Raw genomic sequence first — 19,917 nt, 5'->3', positions numbered from 1 at the left:
GGAACCCAAGGGGGGATGGGCCTCCGCGGGACCGGACGGCTCTCGCCTTTCCGGTACGGGCGACCCGTCTTACTCTGAACCCGGGGGACTCGGGGCAGTCGAATGCCGGTCTTCGGACCGGCGGGAAGCGGGCACCCATGAAGGAGCGCCTCAAAGCATCAGGGCTGGTCGGCGAACTCTCCGCCGAATTCGCCGGCACCATGATCCTCATTCTGTTCGGCTGTGGCGTCGTGGCCCAGGTGGTCGCCGGCGGAGCCCTGACCGACCCGGCGGGGGGCCTCGGAAACCACGACAGCATCGCGTGGGCCTGGGGTCTCGGTGTGACCCTGGGCGTCTATGTCGCGGCGAGGCTCAGCGGCGCCCACCTCAATCCCGCGGTGACCGTCGCACTGGCCGCCTTCAAGGGCTTCCCGTGGAAGAGAGTGGCCCCCTACGCTCTGGCCCAGCTGGCCGGAGCCTTCGTGGCGGCCCTGATCGTCCGCTGGAACTACACGGAGGCCCTGGCGAAGGCCGACCCCGGCCGCACCATCAAGACCCAGGGCGTCTTCTCCACGCTGCCGGCCAACGGAAACCCGAACCTGCCGGTGACCGAGTGGGGCGCACTGCGCGACCAGATCATCGGCACCGCACTCCTCCTGATGCTGATCTTCGCGGTCACGGACCTGCTGGGCACGCCGCCCGGCGCCAACCTGGCACCGTTCATCGTGGGCCTGATCGTCGTGGCGATCGGCATGGCCTGGGGCACCAACGCCGGGTACGCGATCAATCCGGCCCGTGACCTCGGCCCCCGGCTGGCCAGCTTCCTCACCGGGTACGGCGGGGCATGGAGGGATCAGTACGGCAACCTCTACTTCTGGGTGCCGATCATCGGCCCGTTCATCGGCGGTGTGCTGGGAGCGGGTATCTACAAGCTCCTCATCGGCCGGTTCCTGCCGACCGCGGAGCCGGAGCCTCCCGGACGCGTACCGACACCGGACGAGAGCTGATCGCATCCGCGGCGGGCGGGACACGGACACACGACACGATGCCTTTCCCGTCCCGTCCCGTCCCGTCCCGTCGCGGATGACAGCCCCACACACGGCATCCCAAGAGGAGGCGGCACCCCATGGCTGACTTCGTCGGCGCAGTGGACCAGGGCACCACGAGCACCCGTTTCATGATCTTCGACCACGCCGGCAACGAGGTGGCGCGGCACCAGCTGGAGCACTCCCAGATCCTCCCGCGCTCGGGGTGGGTCGAACACGACCCGGTGGAGATCTGGGAACGCACCAACTCGGTCATCCAGAACGCCCTCCGGCACGGCAACCTCGACGCCTCCGACCTGGCGGCCGTCGGCATCACCAATCAGCGCGAGACGACCGTCGTCTGGGACCCCCGCACGGGCCGCCCGTACTACAACGCCATCGTCTGGCAGGACACCCGTACCGACTCCATCGCCGCCGCGCTGGAGCGTGGCGGCCAAGGCGACGTCATCCGCCGCAAGGCGGGGCTGCCACCGGCCACCTACTTCTCCGGCGGCAAGGTCCAATGGATCCTGGAGAACGTCGACGGCGTGCGCGAGGCCGCCGAGCAGGGCCATGCCCTCTTCGGCAACACCGACTGCTGGGTGCTGTGGAACCTCACCGGCGGCCCCGACGGCGGCGTCCACGCCACCGACGTCACCAACGCCAGCCGCACCATGCTCATGGACCTGGAGACCCTCGACTGGGACGACGAACTCCTGGGCTTCTTCGGCATACCCCGCGCCATGCTGCCCACCATCAACCCGTCCTCCCACCCGGAGGCGTACGGTCGGACCCGCACCTCCCGGCCGCTGCGCGAGGCCATTCCCATCACCGGCGTCCTCGGCGACCAGCAGGCGGCCACCGTCGGGCAGGTCTGCTACGCGCCCGGCGAGGCGAAGAACACGTACGGAACCGGCAACTTCCTGTTGCTCAACACCGGGACGGAACTGGTCCGTTCGCAGCACGGCCTGCTGACCACGGTGGCGTACCAGTTCGGCGACGAACCCGCGGTCTACGCCCTCGAAGGATCCATCGCGGTCACCGGCTCCGCCGTGCAGTGGCTGCGCGACCAGCTGAAGATCATCGGCGATGCCGCCGAGAGCGAGCGCCTGGCACGCACCGTGGAGGACAGCGGCGGCATCTACTTCGTGCCCGCCTTCTCCGGCCTGTTCGCCCCGTACTGGCGTTCCGACGCCCGCGGCGCGATCGTCGGCCTGGCCCGCTACCACGACAGCGGACACCTGGCCCGGGCCACCCTGGAGGCCATCTGCTACCAGACCCGCGACGTGGTGGAAGCCATGGAGCGGGACTCCGGCGTCCACCTCGACGTGCTCAAGGTCGACGGCGGAGTCACGGCCAACGACCTCTGCATGCAGACCCAGGCCGATGTCCTCGGCGTACCGGTCAGCCGTCCTGTGGTCGCCGAGACGACCGCGCTCGGCGCCGCGTACGCGGCCGGGCTCGCCACCGGCTTCTGGCGGGACACGGACGAACTGCGCACCCACTGGCAGGAGTCCAAGCGCTGGAGCCCCGAGTGGTCGGAGGAACGGCGTGCGGAAGGGTACGACGGCTGGAAGCGGGCGGTGGAGCGCACGCTCGACTGGGCCAAGGTCGAATAGGGGTCGGAGAGGGCCGGACAAGGCCGGACAAGGCCGGAAAGGGGCCGAACAGGGACCGGGGAGTTCCGGCCGCGTTCGCCCACAGCACTGAGGAGGAGACCATGGTCGATCCGGTGGCCCTCTCACCCCAAGCCCGCACACAGGCCCTCGCCGACATGGGACGGGGCGAACTCGACGTCCTCGTCGTCGGAGGCGGCGTCGTCGGCGGCGGGGCCGCCCTGGACGCCGCCACCCGGGGCCTGAGCGTCGGGCTCGTCGAAGCCCGCGACTGGGCCTCGGGTACGTCCAGCCGCTCCAGCAAACTCATCCACGGCGGCCTGCGCTACCTGGAGATGCTCGATTTCCGCCTCGTCGCCGAAGCGCTCAAGGAACGGGGCCTCCTGCTCCGGGTCCTCGCCCCCCACCTGGTACGTCCGGTGCCGTTCCTCTACCCCCTGCAACACCGCGTCACGGAACGCCCGTACGTCGGCAGCGGCGTGCTGCTGTACGACGCGCTGGCCCGGGCCTCCGGCACCTCCGGCGGCCTGCCCCTCCACCGCCACCTGAGCAGGCGCCGGGCCCTGCGCGAGGCGCCCGCGCTGCGCTCGGACGCCCTGGTGGGCGCCATCCAGTACTGGGACGCCCAGGTCGACGACGCCCGGCACACCATGTTCCTCGCCCGTACGGCCGCCTCGTACGGGGCACTGACCGCCAACCGCACGCGCGTCAGCCGCTTCCTGCGCCAGGGCGAGCGGGTGGTCGGCGCCGTCGTCACGGACCTGGAGAGCGGCGACGAGACGGAGGTGCGGGCCAAGCAGGTCATCAACGCGACCGGGGTGTGGACGGACGACACCCAGGCCATGGCCGGCACCCGCGGCCAGTTCCACGTCCGCGCCTCGAAAGGCGTCCACCTGCTCGTCCCCCGTGACCGCATCAACTCCCGTACCGGTCTGATCCTGCGCACCGAGAAGAGCGTGCTGTTCGTCATCCCGTGGGGCCGGCACTGGATCATCGGGACCACCGACACCGACTGGACGCTCGACAAGGCTCACCCGGCCCTCAGCTCCAAGGACGTCACCTACCTGCTGGAACACGTCAACAGCGTCCTGGCCACCCCCCTGGTCCCCGAAGACGTCGAAGGCGTCTACGCCGGTCTGCGCCCGCTGCTGTCCGGCGAGGCGGCGGAGACCAGCAAGCTGTCCCGGGAGCACCTCGTCGCCCATCCGGTGCCCGGACTCGTCGTGGTGGCGGGCGGCAAGTACACGACGTACCGGGTGATGGCGAAGGACGCGGTCGACGAGGCCGTACGGGGCCTGGACGAGAAGGTTCCCGACTGCGTCACGCACCGCGTCCCGCTGCTGGGCGCCGACGGCTACCCGGCGCTGTGGAACTCCCGGCGCCGGCTCGCCGAGCACTCCGGGCTGCATGTCGCCCGCGTCGAGCACCTCCTGAACCGCTACGGCTCCCTGGCGCCCGAACTCCTCGCCCTGGTGGCGGCCGACCCGGCGCTCGGCGAAGCCCTGCCGAGCTCCGACGACTACCTCAGGGTCGAGGCCGTGTACGCGGTGACCCACGAGGGAGCCCGCCACCTGGAGGACGTCCTCGCCCGGCGCACCCGGATCTCCATCGAGTCCTGGGACCGCGGGGTGGACGCGGCGCCGACCGTGGCCCGGCTGATGGCACCCCACCTGGGGTGGGACCGGGCACAACAGGACCGCGAGGTCGACCACTACCTCAAACGCGTGGCAGCCGAGCGCGAGGCCCAACAGCAACCGGACGACCGCACCGCCGACGCGGTCCGACTCGGCGCCCCCGACATCATCCCGGTGACCTGAACGACCGCACCCACGAGCAGGTCGTCGTGCTCAGATGAGGGGAGGCGGGCGAGCAGAACCCGCTAAGGGCGGCGGGCCAGCACGTGGGCGTCGAGGAAGCCGCGCTCGGAGGCCGGGTCGTGGATCAGCCGGGCGAACGGCACGAGTCCGGCGCCGGTCAGCAGGTCGGCGAAACGGTCCGCGGGCCAGCTGTAGGCGGGCGTCACCTTGTGGTCGAAGCGGACCGGGTCCGGTCCGTCGGTCCCGAAGAACGAGACCAGGAGCAGGCCCCCCGGCGCCAGGGCACGTACCTGCTCGGCGATCAGCGCGGGCAGTTCCCCGGGCGGGGTGTGGATCATCGAGTAGTGGGCCAGTACGCCGCCCAGCACGCCGTCGTCCACCGGCAGGGCCTCCATCCGCGCCACGTCGAACCGCAGCGCCGGATGGGCCCGCCGGGCGTGGTCGACCATGGCCGGGGAGAGGTCGAGCCCGAAGGCGTCCAGGCCCCGCTCGTGCAGCATGGCGGTCAGATGTCCGGGCCCGCACCCGACGTCGGCCGCCCGCAGGTTCCCCGTCCCGCGCACCAGCTCGGCGAAGGTGCCGATCATGGCCCGCGCGAACGGCTGCGTCTCCAGCCGATCGGCGAACAACGACGCGTACAACTCGACGACCCCGTCGTAGGCCGCCCTGGTCTCGTCCTGGTGCTCCACCCCGGGAAAGTAGCCGACTTCCCCGCACGTTCACAGCCGTTCTCCGGCTGCGGCCCCGGGCCCGGGACCGGGACCGGGACCGGAACCGGGCGAGCACGGTCGCTTCGGTCAGCAGCCGCCGGAGCGGGCCGGGGCGCCGACACCGAGGGAGAGCGTGGTCGGGGCTGCGCAGCACCCGCCGTCGGTGTCCTGCGCGGGCGCGGGCTCGGGCTGGTCGAAGAGGCCGGCGCCGCCGCAGACTCCGGTCTCGGGGAGGGTGAGTTCGACGCGCTCGGCCGCCTCCTGGTCACCGGCGAGGTGCGCGGCGATGGAGCGGACCTGTTCGTAGCCGGTCATGGCCAGGAAGGTGGGGGCGCGGCCGTAGGACTTCATGCCGACGAGATAGACGTCCTTCTCCGGGTGGGAGAGCTCGTTCACGCCGTGCGGGTAGACCGTGCCGCAGGAGTGCCGGTTGGGGTCGATCAGCGGTGCGAGCGCGGTCGGGGCCTGAAGGCGAGCGTCGAGACCGAGACGGAGCTCGTCGAGGAAGGAGAGGTCGGGTCGGAAGCCGGTGAGGACGATGACTTCGTCGACCGGGTCCAGGCGGCGGCCGTCGTCCCCGACGAGCAACACGCGGCCGTCGCCGTCGCGTTCGATGGCGTCGGTGCGGAATCCGGTGACCGCGTCGGCGTACCCGCCGTCCACGGCGGCCTTGGCGGCGAGTCCGAGGGCGCCGCGGGCGGGGAGCTGGTCGGCCTCGCCGCCGCCGAAGGTGGAGCCGGAGATCCCTCGGCGCAGGATCCACACCGCGTGCGTTCCCGCACCCTCCTCCTTGGCGAGGCCGGCGAGATCGGCGAGGTAGGCGAGTGCGGTGAAGGCCGAGGCACCGGAGCCGATGACGGCGGTGCGCTTGCCGGCGTACCGGGCCCGGACGGCGGGGTCGTTGAGGTCGGGGACGCGGTAGGAGATCCGGTCCCGGGCCGCCTTCTCGCCGAGGGCGGGCAGGCCGCTGCCGCCGGCCGGGCCGGGAGTGGACCACGTACCGGAGGCGTCGATGACGGCGCGCGCCAGGACCCGCTGTTCCCGACCGTCGCCGCTCTCGTACCGAACGAGGAAGGGCCGGCTCTCGCGGTCGGCGTCGACGATGCGGTCGCGGCCGGCGCGGGAGACGCCGGTGACGGTCGCGTCGTAGCGGACCCGCGCGCCGAGGACGTCGGCGAGGGGCTGGAGGTAGAGCCCCGCCCAGTCCGCGCCGGACGGATACGCGGCCGGCTCGGGCCTGACCCAGCCGGTGGGGGCCAGGAGCTTCTCGGCGGCCGGGTCGACGACCTCGCCCCAGGGGGAGAACAGCCGTACGTGCGACCAGGCCCGCACCGCCGTCGCGGCGGCGGGCCCGGCTTCCAGGACCAGGGGCTCGATGTTCCGCTCGACGAGCCGGGCGGCTGCCGCGAGTCCGACGGGGCCGGCGCCGATCACGACGACGGGCAGGACTTCAGTGGATGCGTTCACGACGGGGTACCCCTTTGATTCGACAGTTGTCGATGTCCTGGGTTCCAGCGTGACACCGGACATCGACATTCGTCAACATAGACATTGATCGAATTTCCCGGGATGATGGACGCATGACCACGAACGCGTTGCCGCTGCTGCAGCCGGAAACCACGGCGCCTTGCTGCCCGCCGCTGTCGGAGCGTCCGCTGACGGCCGAGGAAGCCGAGCGGACCGCGGTCATGTTCAAGGCCCTCGGCGACCCGGTGCGGCTGCGGCTGTTCTCCCTGGTGGCGTCCCATGAGGACGGGGAGGCGTGCGTGTGCGACATTTCCGACGTCGGCGTCTCCCAGCCGACGGTCTCCCACCACCTGAAGAAGCTCCGCGAGGCCGGGCTGCTGTCCTCCGAGCGGCGCGGAACCTGGGTCTACTACCGCGTCGAGCCGTCCGTTCTCGCCACCATGGGCCGACTTCTCACCCGCTCGACCCCCGCATGACGCCGTAGAACCGGCGTTCGTTCTCCGCCGCCTCATGCAGTTCCGCCGCCTCATCCCCCGGCGGCTCCGGCGGTCGCGGGCTTGGCGCGCATGAAGATGACCGTCACCAGGGCCAGGCCCAGCACGGCGCCCACGAGCTGCATGCCGATGAAGCCGGGCACGGAGGCCGGGGCGATGCCCGCGAACGTGTCCGTGAAGGCGCGGCCGATGGTGACCGCCGGGTTGGCGAAGGAGGTGGAGGAGGTGAACCAGTACGCGGCGCCGATGTACGAGGCCACCGCGACCGGGGCGTGGCGCAGCCGGTCCGTGCGCGCCAGCCCGAAGATCAGCAGGATCAGACCGGCGGTGGCCACGACCTCACCCAGCAGCAGATTCCCTGCGGAGCGGTCGTGGGTGGACCACTCCACCAGCGGCTCGCCGAACATCGCGTCCGCCAGGACCGCGCCCGCGACGGCCCCGACGATCTGCGAGGGCACGTACACGGCCACTTCGCGGGCGCCGACGCCCGCGCCGCCGCGGCGGGCGGTCCACCACTCGGCCAGCGTCACGGCCGGATTGAAGTGGGCGCCGGACACCGGGCCGAGGAGTGCGATGAGGACGCCGAGCCCGAAGACCGTCGCGGTGGAGTTGGCCAGGAGCTGCAGGGCCACGTCCTGGGTGAGCCTCGTGGCCTGGATGCCCGAGCCGACGACGACCGCCACGAGGGCCGCGGTACCGACCAGCTCGGCGGCGGCGCGGGCGATCAGCGGGGTACGGGACGAGGGCGCGCCGGGGGCGGGCTGGGGCACGTCGGCGGGTACGGGTATGCCGACGGGCTCGGTGGCGGTCACGGCAGGTTCTCCTCGGGCAGGTGAGGCGCAGGGCGAAAGGCTATGGGCAGGACCGCTTGACGTTCGCTTCGACGGTGGACCGCGCGGTCCGGGCGAGGTCGGCGAACTGACCGGCGAGGGCTTCGATGACTTCCGGGCGCAGGCGGTAGTAGACGAACCTGCCGCACGGCTCCGTGTCCACGACCCCGACCTCCCGCAGCACCTTCATGTGGTTGGAGAGGTTCGTCTGCTTGGCACCCGTCTCCTCCACGAGGTGGGTGGTGCAGAGCGTCTCGCGGGCGAGCAGGGTCACGATCTTGAGCCTGAGCGGGTCGGCCAGCACCCGCATCAGATCAGTGTCGACTGACGTCATCATGGGCTGATACTTTCACATCAGTCACCTCACCCCAAGGAAGAACAGATGCCCTCCGCCCCGGCCGCCTCCGTCCTGTTCGTCTGCGTCCACAACGCGGGCCGCTCCCAGATGGCGGCCGGGTTCCTGCGCCACCTCGCGGGCGACCGCGTCGAGGTCCGCTCCGCCGGTTCCGTGCCCGGCGAGCGGATCAACCCCTCGGCCGTGGCCGCCATGGCCGAGCTGGGCATCGACATCTCCGACCAGGAGCCGAAGGTCCTCACCCCCGAGGCCGCGCAAGCATCGGACTACATCATCACCATGGGCTGCGGCGACGCCTGCCCGTACTTCCCCGGCAAGACCTACCTCGACTGGCAGCTCGACGACCCGGCAGGCCAGGGCGTCGAGGCCGTCCGCCCCATCCGCGACGAGATCAAGGGCCTCATCGAGGGCCTGATCGCCGAGATCGACGCCAAGTAGGACCCGGCCACCGCCGCCGGGCGTGGACGCTGGATGTTCGACGCGGCGTGGAACCGGCCGCCTCGCGGGCACGCTGAAGCAGCACGCGCTGGGCCCCCCGTGAGCCGGCGCGGGACTACGCCCGCCGGAGTTCGAGCACGGGGATGACGCGGATTCCGGCGGTCTGGCGGGCGTACTCGGCGAAGCCGGGGTAACGCCGCGCCTGTTCGGCGAAGACGCGGTCGCGTTCCGCTCCGTCCAGCTCGCGGACGCTCACCCGGTAGGTCTCAGTGCCCCGTTCGACGGCGCCCTCGCCGGCGGCGAGCAGGTTGCGGTACCAGTCCGGGTCGGTGGGCGCTCCGCCCTTGCTCGCGAAGACGTAGACGATGTCCGGCTCGGTCTCGTGCGAGAGGTACATCATCGGGCTGACACGCTCCTGCCCGCTCCTGCGGCCGCGGTGATGGACGAGGACCAGCGGAGCGCCCTCGAAGGCCCCGCCGACCCTGCCCTCGTTCGTGCGGAACTCGTCGATGATCTTCGCGTTCCAGTCGAGCTCTTCGGTCATGCCGAACTCCTGTCGTTCACGTCCCGGCGGTGATGCCGCGTCAGCCCAGCGCGCGATCGAGGTTGAAGGCGGCGCTGATCAGCGAGAGGTGGGTGAAGGCCTGGGGGAAGTTGCCCAGCTGTTCTCCGGTCGGGCCGATCTCCTCCGCGAACAGGCCGAGGTGGTTGCCGTAGGTGAGCATCTTCTCGAAGGCGAGCCGGGCCTCCTCCAGCCGGCCCGCCCGGGCCAGCGCCTCCACGTACCAGAAGGAGCAGATCGAGAAGGTGCCCTCGGGGCCGTGCAGGCCGTCCGGGCTGGCGGTCGCGTCGTAGCGGTAGACCAGTGAGTCGGAGACCAGGTCCGTGGAGAGCGCGTCCAGGGTGGAGAGCCACTTGGGGTCGGTGGGCGAGATGAACTTGGCCATCGGCATCATCAGCAGCGAGGCGTCCAGCACGTGGTCGTCCAACCCCTGGACGAACGCTCCTCGCTCGGGCGACCAGCCGCGCCGCATGATCTGCCGGTAGATCGCGTCCCGGGACTCCCGCCAGCGGGGCAGGTCCGCCGGCAGGCCGCGGCGGTTCGCCATGCGCATCGCCCGCTCCAGCGCCACCCAGCACATCAGACGCGAGTACACGAAGTTCCGCCGGCCCGCCCTGGTCTCCCACACCCCCTCGTCGGGCTGGTCCCAGTGCTCGCACAGCCAGTCCACCACGGAACCGACCTCGTCCCAGCGGTCACTGCTGATCGGCTGCCCCCACTTGTCGTAGAGGTAGATCGAGTCGATCAGCGCACCGTAGATGTCCAGCTGGAGCTGGCCGGTGGCGGCGTTGCCCACCCGGACCGGTGCGGAGCCGAGGTATCCCTCCAGGTGCGGAAGCTCGTATTCGGGCAGGTCGGCGCGCCCGTCGATGCCGTACATGATCTGCAACGGACCGGTCTCCCCCATGCCCCGCAGGATGCCCCGCTCGGAGATGAACCCCATGAACCCCTCGGCCTCCGAGGTGAACCCCAGGCGCAGCATCGCGTAGACGCAGAAGGCAGCGTCGCGGACCCAGACGTAGCGGTAGTCCCAGTTGCGCTCGCCGCCGATCTGCTCGGGGAGGCTGGTGGTGGGTGCGGCGACGATCGCACCGGTCGGCGCGTAGGTGAGCAGCTTCAGCAGCAGCGCGGAGCGGTTCACCATCTCCCGCCACCGCCCGTGGTAGCGGGAACCGGCGAGCCAGTGGCGCCAGAACCGGACGGTCGCCTCGGCCTGCTCCTGTGCCTCGGCGCGCGGGCAGGACCGGGGCGGGAGGCCGTCGCCGATCTGGTCGAGGGCGAATACGTGGGACTCGCCCTCCAGGAGTTTGAACCGCGACCCCACGTCCAGGCCGTCGCTCTCCAGGGGGGCGGTGGAGGTCAGCGCGAGTGTCAGTGACGGGGAGCGGAACACCGCCGTGTGGCCTTCGAGGTGCGTGGTGTGCGCTTCGGCGCCGTAGCCGAAGCGGGGGGCGATCCGGGCCCTGAACGGGAGGGTTCCGCGGACGCAGATCACCCGCCGGATCAGCCGGTGCCGGGCCGCCTCCCGCGAGTCGTCGACCACGGGCATGAAGTCCTGGATCTCCGCCACGCCGTCCGCGGCGAAGAACCGCGTGATCAGCACGTTCGTGTCGGGGAAGTAGAACTGTCTGGTGCGGCTCGGGACCTCGGCGGCCAACTCGAACGACCCGCCCTTGTCGGCGTCGAGGATGGATCCGAAGACGCTGGGCGCGTCGAAGCGCGGGCAGCAGTACCAGTCGATGGTGCCGTTCGTACCGACCAGGGCGGTCGTACGGAGATCGCCGATCAGGCCGTGCTCGGCGATCGGGACGTAACGGCCGCCGTCCGCCTGCTCGAAACCAGCCGTGTCGAACGCCATACCGGCCTCCCTGCCGCTGTGGCCCGGGCCTGGAGATGAAGCCTCGCTCTTCATGCTAGACCGCCGCGCCGGGCGGGGTCCGGCGGAGCCGTGGGGACACGGGCGCGCCGACACGGGGTGGGCGGCGTGCGTTCACGCGCCGGCCCCCGCCCCGGTTCAGGCTCCGGCCGCCGGGCCCAGGGCGAAGCCTGCTTGTGCCGCTGGGCGAGGCGAGCAACCTCCGGGAGCTCTGCGGCGCCTTCGATGACGGCACTGTGGAAGGGGCACCCGCGGATGGGCGTGGGCCACGCGGACAGCGACGACAGCGCGCTGCTGCACGAGCCGCGGCGGGTCCGCCCGCCGGATCGACGGCAGACCGCCCACGATGTAGGCGATCAGTCGCAGGTCAGCGGGCCAGGAACTCGTCGAGGAGCTTGTCGAGGTCGAGGAATTCCTCCCCCGGGCCGATGACGGCGTACGTCTGCTCCAGGAAGCCTGCCAGCGCGCGGGCGTCCACGAAGAGAACGGCGTTCCCCTGATCCTCCGCGCCGCACCTTCCCAAAGAGACGCGGAGCTCGTCGCCGTCGGCTGCCGTGTGGGGGCTGAAGGCGACGTCTCCCTCGCCCACCGGGTGGTGGAGTCCCTCGGCGAGCATCTGCCGGTCGAAGTGCCAACAGGCCAGGGTGGTGGGACCGTCGAAGAACGCGGCCTGGACCGCGTACGGGTCCTCGGCGTCGTACGAGAAGCGGGCGAGGAGCGGCACACCGCCCCACGGTGCGTCTAGGCGGACAGCGATCAGAACAGACGCAGACACACAGGACATCGACAGGCCTCCGGGATCGGCTCCACGTTTGCGGTCGTCTGCCCCGCTTCACCCCGGCCACACTGGCCCGGTCGAGGGAGAAGCCGGACAAACCGCACGGCCTGAGGGCCTTTGGTACGTCGGCCGGTCCGCCCGTCCGGCCATGTGGTGGACGCGCGCGTCCACCCGGCTCTTCCGCACCAAGGACACCTTCGTTCTCCGCCCGGCCCGGTCAGCCGGACGCGAGTACGGAGTCGTCGAGGGTGCCCGTGCCGGGCAGGTGGTGGCGGGCTGCGATCAGGGCGGCGTGCACGTCCGTCGTGCCGGTGGCCACGCACAAGGCTCGCTCGACATCCTCGATCTCCTTGCGCACGGGCGAGTCGCCCTCCCCGGCATCGAGTACGGACAGTGCCCAGTAGCGGTCGACGAGACCGGGGAGTACGGCCGGGTGAGCCATCAACATCGGTGGTTGCCTTTCGCCGGCGGATCGATCAAGTGGCCGTCGCCTACCCCGCCGATCACCTTTGAACCCCGGCCGCCTGCTCGGCGGCGCCGAACCGGCCACCGCCACCGGGATGTCAGGCGCGGGGCGGGCGCGTTGCGGTGTCCAGGTAGAAGGAGTCGATGCTCTGGACGGCCTGCTCGAACTCCTCCAGGTTGACGGGCTTCGTCACGTAGGCGTTGGCGTGGCTGGTGTACGCGCCGGCGACGTCGTCGGGCGCGGAGGACGTGGTGAGGACGACGACGGGGATGGTCCGCAAGTCGGCGTCGTTCTTCAGGATGCGGAGCAGGTCACGGCCGTTCATGCGGGGCATGTTCAGGTCGAGCACGATGAGGTCGGGGCGCGGGCTGTCGGGGTTGCGCAGGTGTTCCAGGGCGGCGACGCCGTCGGTGGCCTGGACGAGGTTGCGGGCCCCGCGCTCGGCGAGGGCCTCCTCGATGAGCATGGCGTCGGCGATGTCGTCTTCCACGAGCAGGACATCGATCGGGCGGGCGGGGGCGTTCATCGTCAGTTGCTCCGTGGATGCTTCGTCGGTGTGGTTGAAGAGCCCCGGCCAGCGGCGGCGGGCGCCCTGGCGGGTCATGCCGCATGCGCGGCCGATCTGGGGGTATCCGGCTCCTGCACGCGCGGCATCCGCGGCCGCCGCGCGTTGCAGACGTTCTGCGGCCGCTTGAAGGTGGTCCAGTACGTGCAGGCGTGCCAGCGCCTGCGCACGGTCGTCCGCTGCCGGGTGGGAGAGGTCCTTCTGCAGCTGGAGGGTCAGGCGCCGGGCGAGGTCGGCGACAGCCGCGTCGGCGACGGCAGCCGTCTCCTTCGGGGTGGTCCGCAGGTGGAAGTTCTTGCCCGGCATACCCCGCACCCTAGGCCCCCGACCCGATGGGCGACAACAATTGTTGTCCGATGCCCTTTACAGTGAGCGCTGCGCCATCTGTTCAAGGGTGCCGTTTCGGAAGGGAATCAGAGGATGACCGGCATGACGAGGCCGCCGCGTACGCCGAGGTTCTCCGCGTGGACGACCCGGCGGTGGCTCCGCGTCGGGGTGGCGGTGTCGCTGGTGGTGCTGGCCGTGCTCGGTGTGACCGGAGCGTGGGTGCTGGGGCGTACGGCGAGGATCAGCAACGAGCTCGTGGACGTACGGTCCCCCGCGCTGTCGACCGCGTTCCGTCTGGAATCGGCCCTCCTCAACCAGGAAACCGGTATCCGCGGCTACGGCCTCACCGGAACCCCGGAGTTCCTGGAGCCGTACCGGCGGGGGCTCACGGACGAGAACACGTACGCCGCGCAGCTCGCGCAACTCCTGCGCGGCGACTCCCGCGCGCTCGACGACCTGAAGAGCGTCCAGGACGCGCTGTCCACGTGGCAGGAGAGGATCGCCCGCCCCGTCGCCGCCTCCCCACCCGGGGCGCCCTCTCCCCTGGCCATCGAACGCGCCGCCGAGGCGAAGGCGGCGTTCGACGCCCTGCGTCAGGCCATGGGCGACCAGCAGGAACGGTTGCGCGCGGAGCGGGCCCGGACACGGGCCGACCTCGCCGCCACGATGAGGCTGCGGAACTGGGTGTTCGCGGCGATCGCCGTCGTGATCGCCCTGCTGGCCGGGCTGGTGTTCGAAGGCCTGCGCCGCGGCATCACCCGGCCGCTCGAGCAGCTGGGGGCGGACGCCCGCACCGTCGCCGAAGGTGACTTCGGCCATCCCATCTCCTCGGCCGGTCCGGCGGACCTGCGGCGTCTGAGCGGCGAGATCGACTTCATGCGCCGCCGGCTGTTGCGCGAGCTGGCCTTCAGCGAGGAGGCCCGGCTGCGCCTGGACGCGCAGACCGCCGACCTGCAGCGGTCCAACGCCGAGCTGGAGCAGTTCGCGTACGTGGCCTCCCACGACCTGCAGGAGCCGCTGCGCAAGGTCTCCAGCTTCACGCAGCTCCTCCAGCGGCGCTACGGAGGGCAGCTCGACGCCAAGGCGGACCAGTACATCGGCATCGCGGTCGACGGCGCCAACCGCATGCAGACCCTCATCAACGACCTTCTCGACTTCTCCCGGGTGGGCCGCGTCCACCACGCTCCCGAAAAGGTCGACCTCGACCACGTCATGGAACGGACCTTGTCCGCACTGAGCGTCGGCATCGAGGAGGCGGGCGCGTCGATCACGCACGATCCGCTCCCGACCCTGGTCGCCGATCCCACCCAGATGGGCATGCTCTGGCAGAACCTGATCGGCAACGCGGTCAAGTTCCGCCGTCCGGACCTGGCACCGGAGATCCGTGTCGCCGTGGCCCGGGAGGGGGAGCTGTGGCGGTTCACGGTGACCGACAACGGCATCGGCATCGCTCCCGAGTACGCCGACAAGGTGTTCGTGATCTTCCAGCGGCTCCACACCAAGGACGTCTATCCCGGAAGCGGAATCGGCCTGGCGATGTGCAAGAAGATCGTCGAGTTCCACGGCGGCGACATCGCCGTCGACCCGGAGTACCGGGACGGGACGCGCATCAGCTTCACCCTCGCCTCCGAGCCTCCCCCGGCGCTGTCCCCGTCCACCATCGCGGAAGCGACCCGGGCCGCCGCGGAGCCGGCGCCATGACCGCGACCCTCCCCCACGTCAGCGGCATCGCCGCGAACGAACCGGTCTACCGCATCCTCCTCATCGAGGACGACGCCGCCGACGCCCTACTCGTGGAGGAGCTCCTCCACGACACCGAGCTGCGCTTCGAGCTCGCCATCAGCACCTCGCTCGCCGGAGCCCGCTCGGAACTCGCAGCCCTCGCCTTCGACTGCATCCTCCTCGACCTGCACCTGCCCGACGTGTCGGGCACCGACGCGGTCACCACCGTCCGCGCCATGGCCCCGCACACCGCGGTGATCGTCCTGACCGGCCTGTCCGAGAAGCAGGCGGGCTCCGAGGCGATGGCCGCCGGGGCCCAGGACTACCTCGTCAAGGGCAAGGTCGAAGCCGACCTGCTGCGCCGCACGGTCCGCTACGCCGTCTACCGGAGCCACGCCGAGCGCGCGGCGGCCGAAGCCCAGTCGGCCCGGCAGCGGGCGGAGGAGAACGCCCGCCTGGAACGCGGACTGCTGCCGCGGCCCCTCCTCGACACCTCCACGGTCACGGTGACCACCCGCTACCTGCCCGGCGCCGAACAGGCCCTGCTCGGCGGCGACTTCCTCGACGTCGTCGAAGGTGACGGAGGACTGCTGCACGCCGTCGTCGGTGACGTCAGCGGACACGGCCCCGACGCCGCGGCCCTCGGTGTCTGCCTGCGCATCGCCTGGCGCTCGCTCGTCCTGGCCGGACACCACGGCACGGAACTGCTGCACCTGATGGAACGCCTGCTGGTGGCGGAGCGCGGCACCCAGCCCCTCTTCGCCACCTGCACGCTCCTCACCCTCGACCAGAAGGCCTCCACTGCCACCCTCTACCTGGCGGGCCACCACGAGCCCCTGCTCACCACCGTGGAGGAGACCCTGGAGGTGCCCGCCGAGCACGGCATCGCACTCGGCATAGTTCCCGGCCACGGCGAGTGGCCCGCCACGGTCATCTCCCTCCCGGACGCCGGAGCGCTCACCCTCTACACCGACGGCCTCACCGAGGGGCACAACGGTGACGCCGGCGGCCGGCTGGGCATCGAGGGGCTCCTGCCCCTGATCAACACCACACCGTCCGCGGACCCGGCAGCGCACCTGGACAGCCTCATCCGCCAGACCAGAGCGCTCAACGCCGGAAGACACACCGACGACCTGGCCGTACTCCGCCTCGGCTGGGATTTCCGCTAGGTGGCTCGGGTCAGTCGGTCGGCTCTTGGGGCTTGGCGTTGCCCGGGCCGGGGGCCGGCTGCTCGCCCTCCTCGCTCCTGCCCTTCGCGGGGTCCTCGCGCCGGGGCCGTCCGGCCGCGGCGCCCGGGAGGTCGGGGGCGCGGGGGCCGACGGGCGGCAGGTCAGGTGTGACGGCGTCGCGTTTCTCCGGTACGCGATTCGGAAGTTCAGGCTCCGACGGGGCACTGTGCATGACAGGTCTCCTTGCACGCGGGGTCGAACGGGGCAGGAGGGGAAGACAGCGAGCGGTTGCCTGTCGTCCTTCGCATTCCGCCTGCCCCGCCCTCGGCACCTCACTCACGCAAGGGGGAGGCACCGCGAAGGAGTGGGAGACAGCTTGGCCGGCAGCAGCGGGATCGCGGCGATCCCGGACGCCACGTGCAGCCCCTGGGTGAGCCGGTAGCCCCAGGAGGGACGGCTCGGCCGACGGGCGGGCGGGCGGGCGGGCGGCGATGGTGCCCGCGTGGAACGGCGTCAGGCCCGGAGCCTGGCCGCCGCCAAGGCGTTCTTGACCTCCTGCACCACGCGGGCCGCGTCCTCGGCGTTGTTCACCACATCGGTGTGGTTCATGTCGATGATGAGGACTTCGCTGGCCGAGTAGTGCTTGTGCACCCAGTCGTCGTAGCCGGACCACAGCGTCCGGTAGTACTCGACGAGGCTCTCGTCCTGCTCGAAATCGCGGCCCCGGAGCCCGATGCGATGCAGCACCGTCTCGAAGTCCGCCTTGAGGTAGACCATGAGATCGGGTGCCTTGCGGTACGGCAGGCCGTCGATCTCGCGCATCATCTCGTTGAGCAGTCCGTCGTACACCTGCATCTCGAGGGAGCTGATCCGGCCCAGGTCGTGGTTGACCTTGGCGAAGTACCAGTCCTCGTAGATGGACCGGTCGAGGACGTTGTCGCCCTGCTTGTACGCCTCCTTGATCGAGGCGAACCGTGTCTGCAGGAAGTAGAGCTGGAGCAGGAAGGGGTAGCGCTTCGCCTGGATCTCCTCGGGGCTCGCCGTGTAGAAGAGCGGGAGGATCGGATTGTCTGCGACGCTCTCGTAGAAGACTTCGCTGCCCAGCTCCTTGGCGAGCAGTTCGGCAACGCTCGTCTTGCCGATCCCGATCATGCCTCCGACGCAGATCACCGACATACCTCACTTCTCCCTGGGGTTTCTTCTGATCGCGGGCGGGTGGGCCGGACACCCCACACCGCTGAGACGTGTGCCGGCGGTCATCGGATTCCCAAAGATCTTCATGATCGGCGCCATGTGGTCCCTGTCCCGGACCGAGGCCCTGGCCCGGGCCCCCCTCCGCGACCGGCCGGACCGACCGACCGTTCCGCAGTTGCCACGCACGGCGAATCTCCGCCCCGCAACCGCCTCGAAGTTTAGACGACGCGCCGCCCCACCCCGGGCCGAGCGCCGGCCTGCTCGCGATTCAGGCCGCGCGGATGCCGTCGCAGGCGATCGGCAGGTGGCGCGGGCCGGGCAGGACCGCGTTGTGGCGATACGGCGGCGGGTCCTCCGGCAGTCACGGGTTCTCCAGCCGGCAGCTCACCTCGCTCAGCGCCAGCTGCGCCTCCAGGCGTGCCAGCGGGGCCCCGAAGCAGCTGTGGGTCCTCGCGCAGCCGTTGGAGGAAGTCCGGGCGGAGCCCATGAAGGGCGGGCGACTGAGCCCGAGGGCCGACCCGGCGGCCCCGACGGGCGGTCCACCGCATCTCCCCGCCCAAGTGCCGCACATGTTTTCGGACACGCGCCAGGGTGATAACCATCCCAACATTGCGCGCACGCCAGCTGGGGGCGTCATGAAGTACGACCTGTCCGGTCGCCTGGTGATGGGGATCGCCTCTAGCGCCCTGTTCGACCTCACCGACTGCGACGCGGTGTTCCGCGAGCAGGGAGAGGACGCGTACCGGTCTCACCAAGAGGCTCACGTGGACGTGGTCTTGGCCAAGGGTGCGGCCTTCCCGTTCGTCCGGCGCCTGCTGTCGTTGAACGACCTCGCGGACCCGTCCGATCCGTTGGTCGAGGTCATCATCCTGTCGCGGAACGACCCGGACACCGGGCTACGGGTCATGCGTTCGATCCAAGCGCACGGCCTGCGCATCAGTCGGGCCGTCTTTCGCCAGGGTCGTTCGCCCCACCGGTTCATGCCGGCGCTGAACATGTCGTTGTTCCTGTCGGCCAATGAGGCTGACGTGCGTGAAGCGGTGGCAGACGGACTACCGGCGGGGCACGTACTCGAGACCGCACGGGTGGACGACGAGACCGACCCCGAGCTCCGCATCGCCTTCGACTTCGACGGGGTGCTGGCGGGTGACTCCGCCGAGCGGATCTTCCAGGGGGCCGGCCTCGACGCGTTCCGTGCGCACGAGGTCCGCAATGCGACCACGCCTCACGATCCAGGCCCGCTGGGCGAGTTCCTCGCCGGCATCAACCGCATCCAGCGCCGTGAGGAGGACGAGCGCCGCAGGAATCCCGGATACCAGCCCCGCCTCCGGGTGTCCCTGGTCACCGCTCGGGACGCCCCCACCCATGAGCGCGCCCTGCTGAGCCTCAAGCGGTGGGGGCTACTGGTCAACGACGCCTTCTTCCTCGGCGGCGTCGACAAGGCCGCCGTCATGGGCGTCCTGGATCCACACGTGTTCTTCGACGACCAGGTCTCCCACCTGAAGGGCACCGCGCCGGCCACCCCCAGCGTTCACATACCGTTCGGAGTCGTCAACGCGCCCTCATGAGGGCAGCATCCCGGGCGATGATGCCGTGACCGGGACAACGGGCGCAGCTGGTCGGGACCGACCCGGCTCCACACCTGGTACATGTCCCGCCAGGCGTCCCCGTCAGCCGCCGCGAATCCCGCCAGCCCGGCCGAGGTCTCTTCCACGCGGCGCTCCAGTACGGCGCACCGGCCGTCCTTCAGCGGGTGGGCCAGTACGGACGGGGCGTGGCTCCATCGCAGGCCTTCGGCGGCGAGGTCGGGTGGGCGAGGACCGGGGAGGCGGCGGCCAGGGGGTAGAAGGCGCTGAAGAGGTCGAGACGTAGTCGGGGTGGACGCCTCGGTCACTGCGTACCGCGCCTCCGGGCTCCGGCTGTGCCTCCAGGACTTCCACGCTCCAGCCGGCGTCGACCAGCAGGTTCGCGGCCACCAGCCCGTTCGGGCCCGCGCCGATCACCACCGCGTCAGGCATGGCGGGCCGTGACGTGATCGTGTTCCACGATCCTGGCCAGGCGGGCCAGCATGCCTCGATGCCGGAGCTGGAGCAGGACTTCGACGGCGGGGTTGTGCAGGGTGCCGCCGATGCCGCGCAGGGGGTGCTCGTCGCAGACGACGAGGGTCTCCTCGCCCCACGGCCGGAGCTGGAGGAAGATCCTCGCCGTGCCCAGAGCCTTGAACGACGCCTCCAGCTCCAGCTCGCGGCCGGGGTCCCGGTGGCGTACGGTCGTCACCCCTTCGGTCGACCAGGGGCCCAGCCGCACGGTGTAGCGGAGCCGGGATCCGACATCCGGCCAGAGCTGATCGAGCGGTGTGGACTCGGACGGGCCCACCACCCACTCCCCGTACCGGGTCGGATCGGCGAGCACCGACCACACCGCCTGGGGGGACCGACGGATCAGCTGGTTTCGGACGGCCATGAGAGAAGTCCTTCTACCGGAGCAGACGGGGGTGCCGGGCCCGCGCGCTGAACCGCGCGCCGGC

General features: G+C 70.9%; 20 protein-coding genes and 2 pseudogenes. 8 read left to right on the top strand and 14 right to left on the bottom strand.

Annotation, left to right across the window (positions count from 1 at the left end; all coding sequences use genetic code 11):
- Window positions 1-137 precede the first annotated feature (137 nt).
- The 3 genes from IF88_RS0135115 to IF88_RS0135105 all read left to right on the top strand — a co-directional run bounded on the left by IF88_RS0135115 (window position 138) and on the right by IF88_RS0135105 (window position 4,437).
- Window positions 138-986, top strand: a complete 849-nt coding sequence (locus tag IF88_RS0135115; protein WP_030722131.1) for an MIP/aquaporin family protein — start codon at window positions 138-140, stop codon at window positions 984-986.
- A 119-nt stretch (window positions 987-1,105) separates the two neighbouring features.
- Entirely contained in the window at window positions 1,106-2,623 is a 1,518-nt protein-coding gene (gene glpK / locus IF88_RS0135110; RefSeq protein ID WP_030722128.1) for a glycerol kinase GlpK, read from the top strand.
- A gap of 101 nt (window positions 2,624-2,724) precedes the next feature.
- Window positions 2,725-4,437, top strand: a complete 1,713-nt coding sequence (locus IF88_RS0135105) for a glycerol-3-phosphate dehydrogenase/oxidase (RefSeq protein WP_030722125.1) — start codon at window positions 2,725-2,727, stop codon at window positions 4,435-4,437.
- Window positions 4,438-4,499: 62 nt separating this feature from the next.
- Here the strand turns inward: IF88_RS0135105 and IF88_RS0135100 are convergent, their stop codons facing one another.
- Both IF88_RS0135100 and IF88_RS0135095 read right to left on the bottom strand, forming a co-directional pair.
- Entirely contained in the window at window positions 4,500-5,126 is a 627-nt protein-coding gene (locus tag IF88_RS0135100; protein WP_030722122.1) for a class I SAM-dependent methyltransferase, read from the bottom strand.
- A 108-nt stretch (window positions 5,127-5,234) separates the two neighbouring features.
- Window positions 5,235-6,614, bottom strand: coding sequence for an NAD(P)-binding domain-containing protein (locus IF88_RS0135095; protein ID WP_030722119.1), 1,380 nt, complete (start codon window positions 6,612-6,614; stop codon window positions 5,235-5,237).
- Window positions 6,615-6,727: 113 nt separating this feature from the next.
- On the opposite strand from IF88_RS0135095, the gene IF88_RS0135090 reads away from it, so the two are divergent.
- Window positions 6,728-7,090, top strand: a complete 363-nt coding sequence (locus tag IF88_RS0135090) for an ArsR/SmtB family transcription factor (RefSeq protein ID WP_030722117.1) — start codon at window positions 6,728-6,730, stop codon at window positions 7,088-7,090.
- A 50-nt stretch (window positions 7,091-7,140) separates the two neighbouring features.
- Here IF88_RS0135090 and IF88_RS0135085 read toward each other — a convergent pair whose 3' ends face one another.
- Together IF88_RS0135085 and IF88_RS0135080 are read right to left on the bottom strand one after the other, a co-directional pair.
- Window positions 7,141-7,920, bottom strand: coding sequence for an aquaporin (locus IF88_RS0135085; protein WP_037808219.1), 780 nt, complete (start codon window positions 7,918-7,920; stop codon window positions 7,141-7,143).
- Window positions 7,921-7,960: 40 nt separating this feature from the next.
- Window positions 7,961-8,275: an ArsR/SmtB family transcription factor gene (locus IF88_RS0135080; RefSeq protein ID WP_030722111.1), complete on the bottom strand. Its 315-nt coding sequence runs from the start codon at window positions 8,273-8,275 to the stop codon at window positions 7,961-7,963.
- A 45-nt stretch (window positions 8,276-8,320) separates the two neighbouring features.
- Here IF88_RS0135080 and IF88_RS0135075 point away from each other — a divergent pair, with 45 nt between their 5' ends.
- Window positions 8,321-8,731, top strand: coding sequence for an arsenate reductase ArsC (locus tag IF88_RS0135075; protein ID WP_030722108.1), 411 nt, complete (start codon window positions 8,321-8,323; stop codon window positions 8,729-8,731).
- 115 nt (window positions 8,732-8,846) lie between these two features.
- On the opposite strand, the gene IF88_RS0135070 is transcribed toward IF88_RS0135075, so the two are convergent.
- From IF88_RS0135070 to IF88_RS41365, 5 genes are all read right to left on the bottom strand, one after another.
- Window positions 8,847-9,275, bottom strand: coding sequence for a nitroreductase family deazaflavin-dependent oxidoreductase (locus IF88_RS0135070; protein ID WP_030722105.1), 429 nt, complete (start codon window positions 9,273-9,275; stop codon window positions 8,847-8,849).
- Window positions 9,276-9,315: 40 nt separating this feature from the next.
- The gene (locus IF88_RS0135065) at window positions 9,316-11,151 is read right to left on the bottom strand and encodes a glycoside hydrolase family 15 protein (RefSeq protein WP_030722102.1); all 1,836 of its coding nucleotides are present in this window, start codon (window positions 11,149-11,151) and stop codon (window positions 9,316-9,318) included.
- A 385-nt stretch (window positions 11,152-11,536) separates the two neighbouring features.
- Complete coding sequence (locus IF88_RS0135060) at window positions 11,537-11,893, bottom strand: SsgA family sporulation/cell division regulator (RefSeq protein WP_051838106.1); 357 nt, start codon at window positions 11,891-11,893, stop codon at window positions 11,537-11,539.
- A gap of 271 nt (window positions 11,894-12,164) precedes the next feature.
- Window positions 12,165-12,395, bottom strand: a complete 231-nt coding sequence (locus IF88_RS0135055; protein WP_030722095.1) for a DUF5133 domain-containing protein — start codon at window positions 12,393-12,395, stop codon at window positions 12,165-12,167.
- Window positions 12,396-12,510: 115 nt separating this feature from the next.
- Window positions 12,511-13,284 (bottom strand): response regulator, encoded by a 774-nt coding sequence (locus tag IF88_RS41365; protein WP_030722093.1) that lies wholly within the window; start codon window positions 13,282-13,284, stop codon window positions 12,511-12,513.
- Window positions 13,285-13,398: 114 nt separating this feature from the next.
- On the opposite strand from IF88_RS41365, the gene IF88_RS0135045 reads away from it, so the two are divergent.
- The gene (locus tag IF88_RS0135045; protein WP_030722090.1) at window positions 13,399-15,006 is read left to right on the top strand and encodes a sensor histidine kinase; all 1,608 of its coding nucleotides are present in this window, start codon (window positions 13,399-13,401) and stop codon (window positions 15,004-15,006) included.
- The gene (locus IF88_RS0135040) at window positions 15,003-16,196 is read left to right on the top strand and encodes a PP2C family protein-serine/threonine phosphatase (protein WP_030722087.1); all 1,194 of its coding nucleotides are present in this window, start codon (window positions 15,003-15,005) and stop codon (window positions 16,194-16,196) included. Before IF88_RS0135045 ends, IF88_RS0135040 begins: the two co-directional genes overlap by 4 nt.
- A gap of 10 nt (window positions 16,197-16,206) precedes the next feature.
- On the opposite strand, the gene IF88_RS0135035 is transcribed toward IF88_RS0135040, so the two are convergent.
- From IF88_RS0135035 to IF88_RS48630, 3 genes and pseudogenes are all read right to left on the bottom strand, one after another.
- Window positions 16,207-16,428 carry a hypothetical protein gene (locus IF88_RS0135035; protein ID WP_030722084.1) on the bottom strand — a complete coding sequence of 74 codons (222 nt, stop codon included), beginning with the start codon at window positions 16,426-16,428 and terminating at the stop codon, window positions 16,207-16,209.
- 281 nt (window positions 16,429-16,709) lie between these two features.
- Complete coding sequence (locus IF88_RS0135030; RefSeq protein ID WP_030722081.1) at window positions 16,710-17,372, bottom strand: deoxynucleoside kinase; 663 nt, start codon at window positions 17,370-17,372, stop codon at window positions 16,710-16,712.
- Window positions 17,373-17,658: 286 nt separating this feature from the next.
- A pseudogene (locus IF88_RS48630) lies at window positions 17,659-17,835 on the bottom strand (cytochrome P450); the annotation flags it as partial.
- Window positions 17,836-18,025: 190 nt separating this feature from the next.
- On the opposite strand from IF88_RS48630, the gene IF88_RS0135025 reads away from it, so the two are divergent.
- Window positions 18,026-18,958: a 5'-nucleotidase gene (locus IF88_RS0135025; protein ID WP_030722078.1), complete on the top strand. Its 933-nt coding sequence runs from the start codon at window positions 18,026-18,028 to the stop codon at window positions 18,956-18,958.
- A 35-nt stretch (window positions 18,959-18,993) separates the two neighbouring features.
- On the opposite strand, the pseudogene IF88_RS44610 reads toward IF88_RS0135025, so the two are convergent.
- Together IF88_RS44610 and IF88_RS0135020 are read right to left on the bottom strand one after the other, a co-directional pair.
- Window positions 18,994-19,408 (bottom strand): annotated as a pseudogene (locus IF88_RS44610) (phytoene desaturase family protein); the annotation flags it as partial.
- Window positions 19,401-19,853 (bottom strand): SRPBCC family protein, encoded by a 453-nt coding sequence (locus IF88_RS0135020; RefSeq protein ID WP_030722076.1) that lies wholly within the window; start codon window positions 19,851-19,853, stop codon window positions 19,401-19,403. The gene IF88_RS0135020 and the pseudogene IF88_RS44610, both read right to left, overlap by 8 nt.
- Between the last annotated feature and the right edge of the window lie 64 nt (window positions 19,854-19,917).

The organism is Streptomyces sp. NRRL F-2580 (genome assembly GCF_000720115.1).
Lineage (GTDB): Bacteria > Actinomycetota > Actinomycetes > Streptomycetales > Streptomycetaceae > Streptomyces.
Note: the sequence above shows the minus strand (reverse complement) of the source record. Positions and strands in the feature narration are given on the sequence as shown.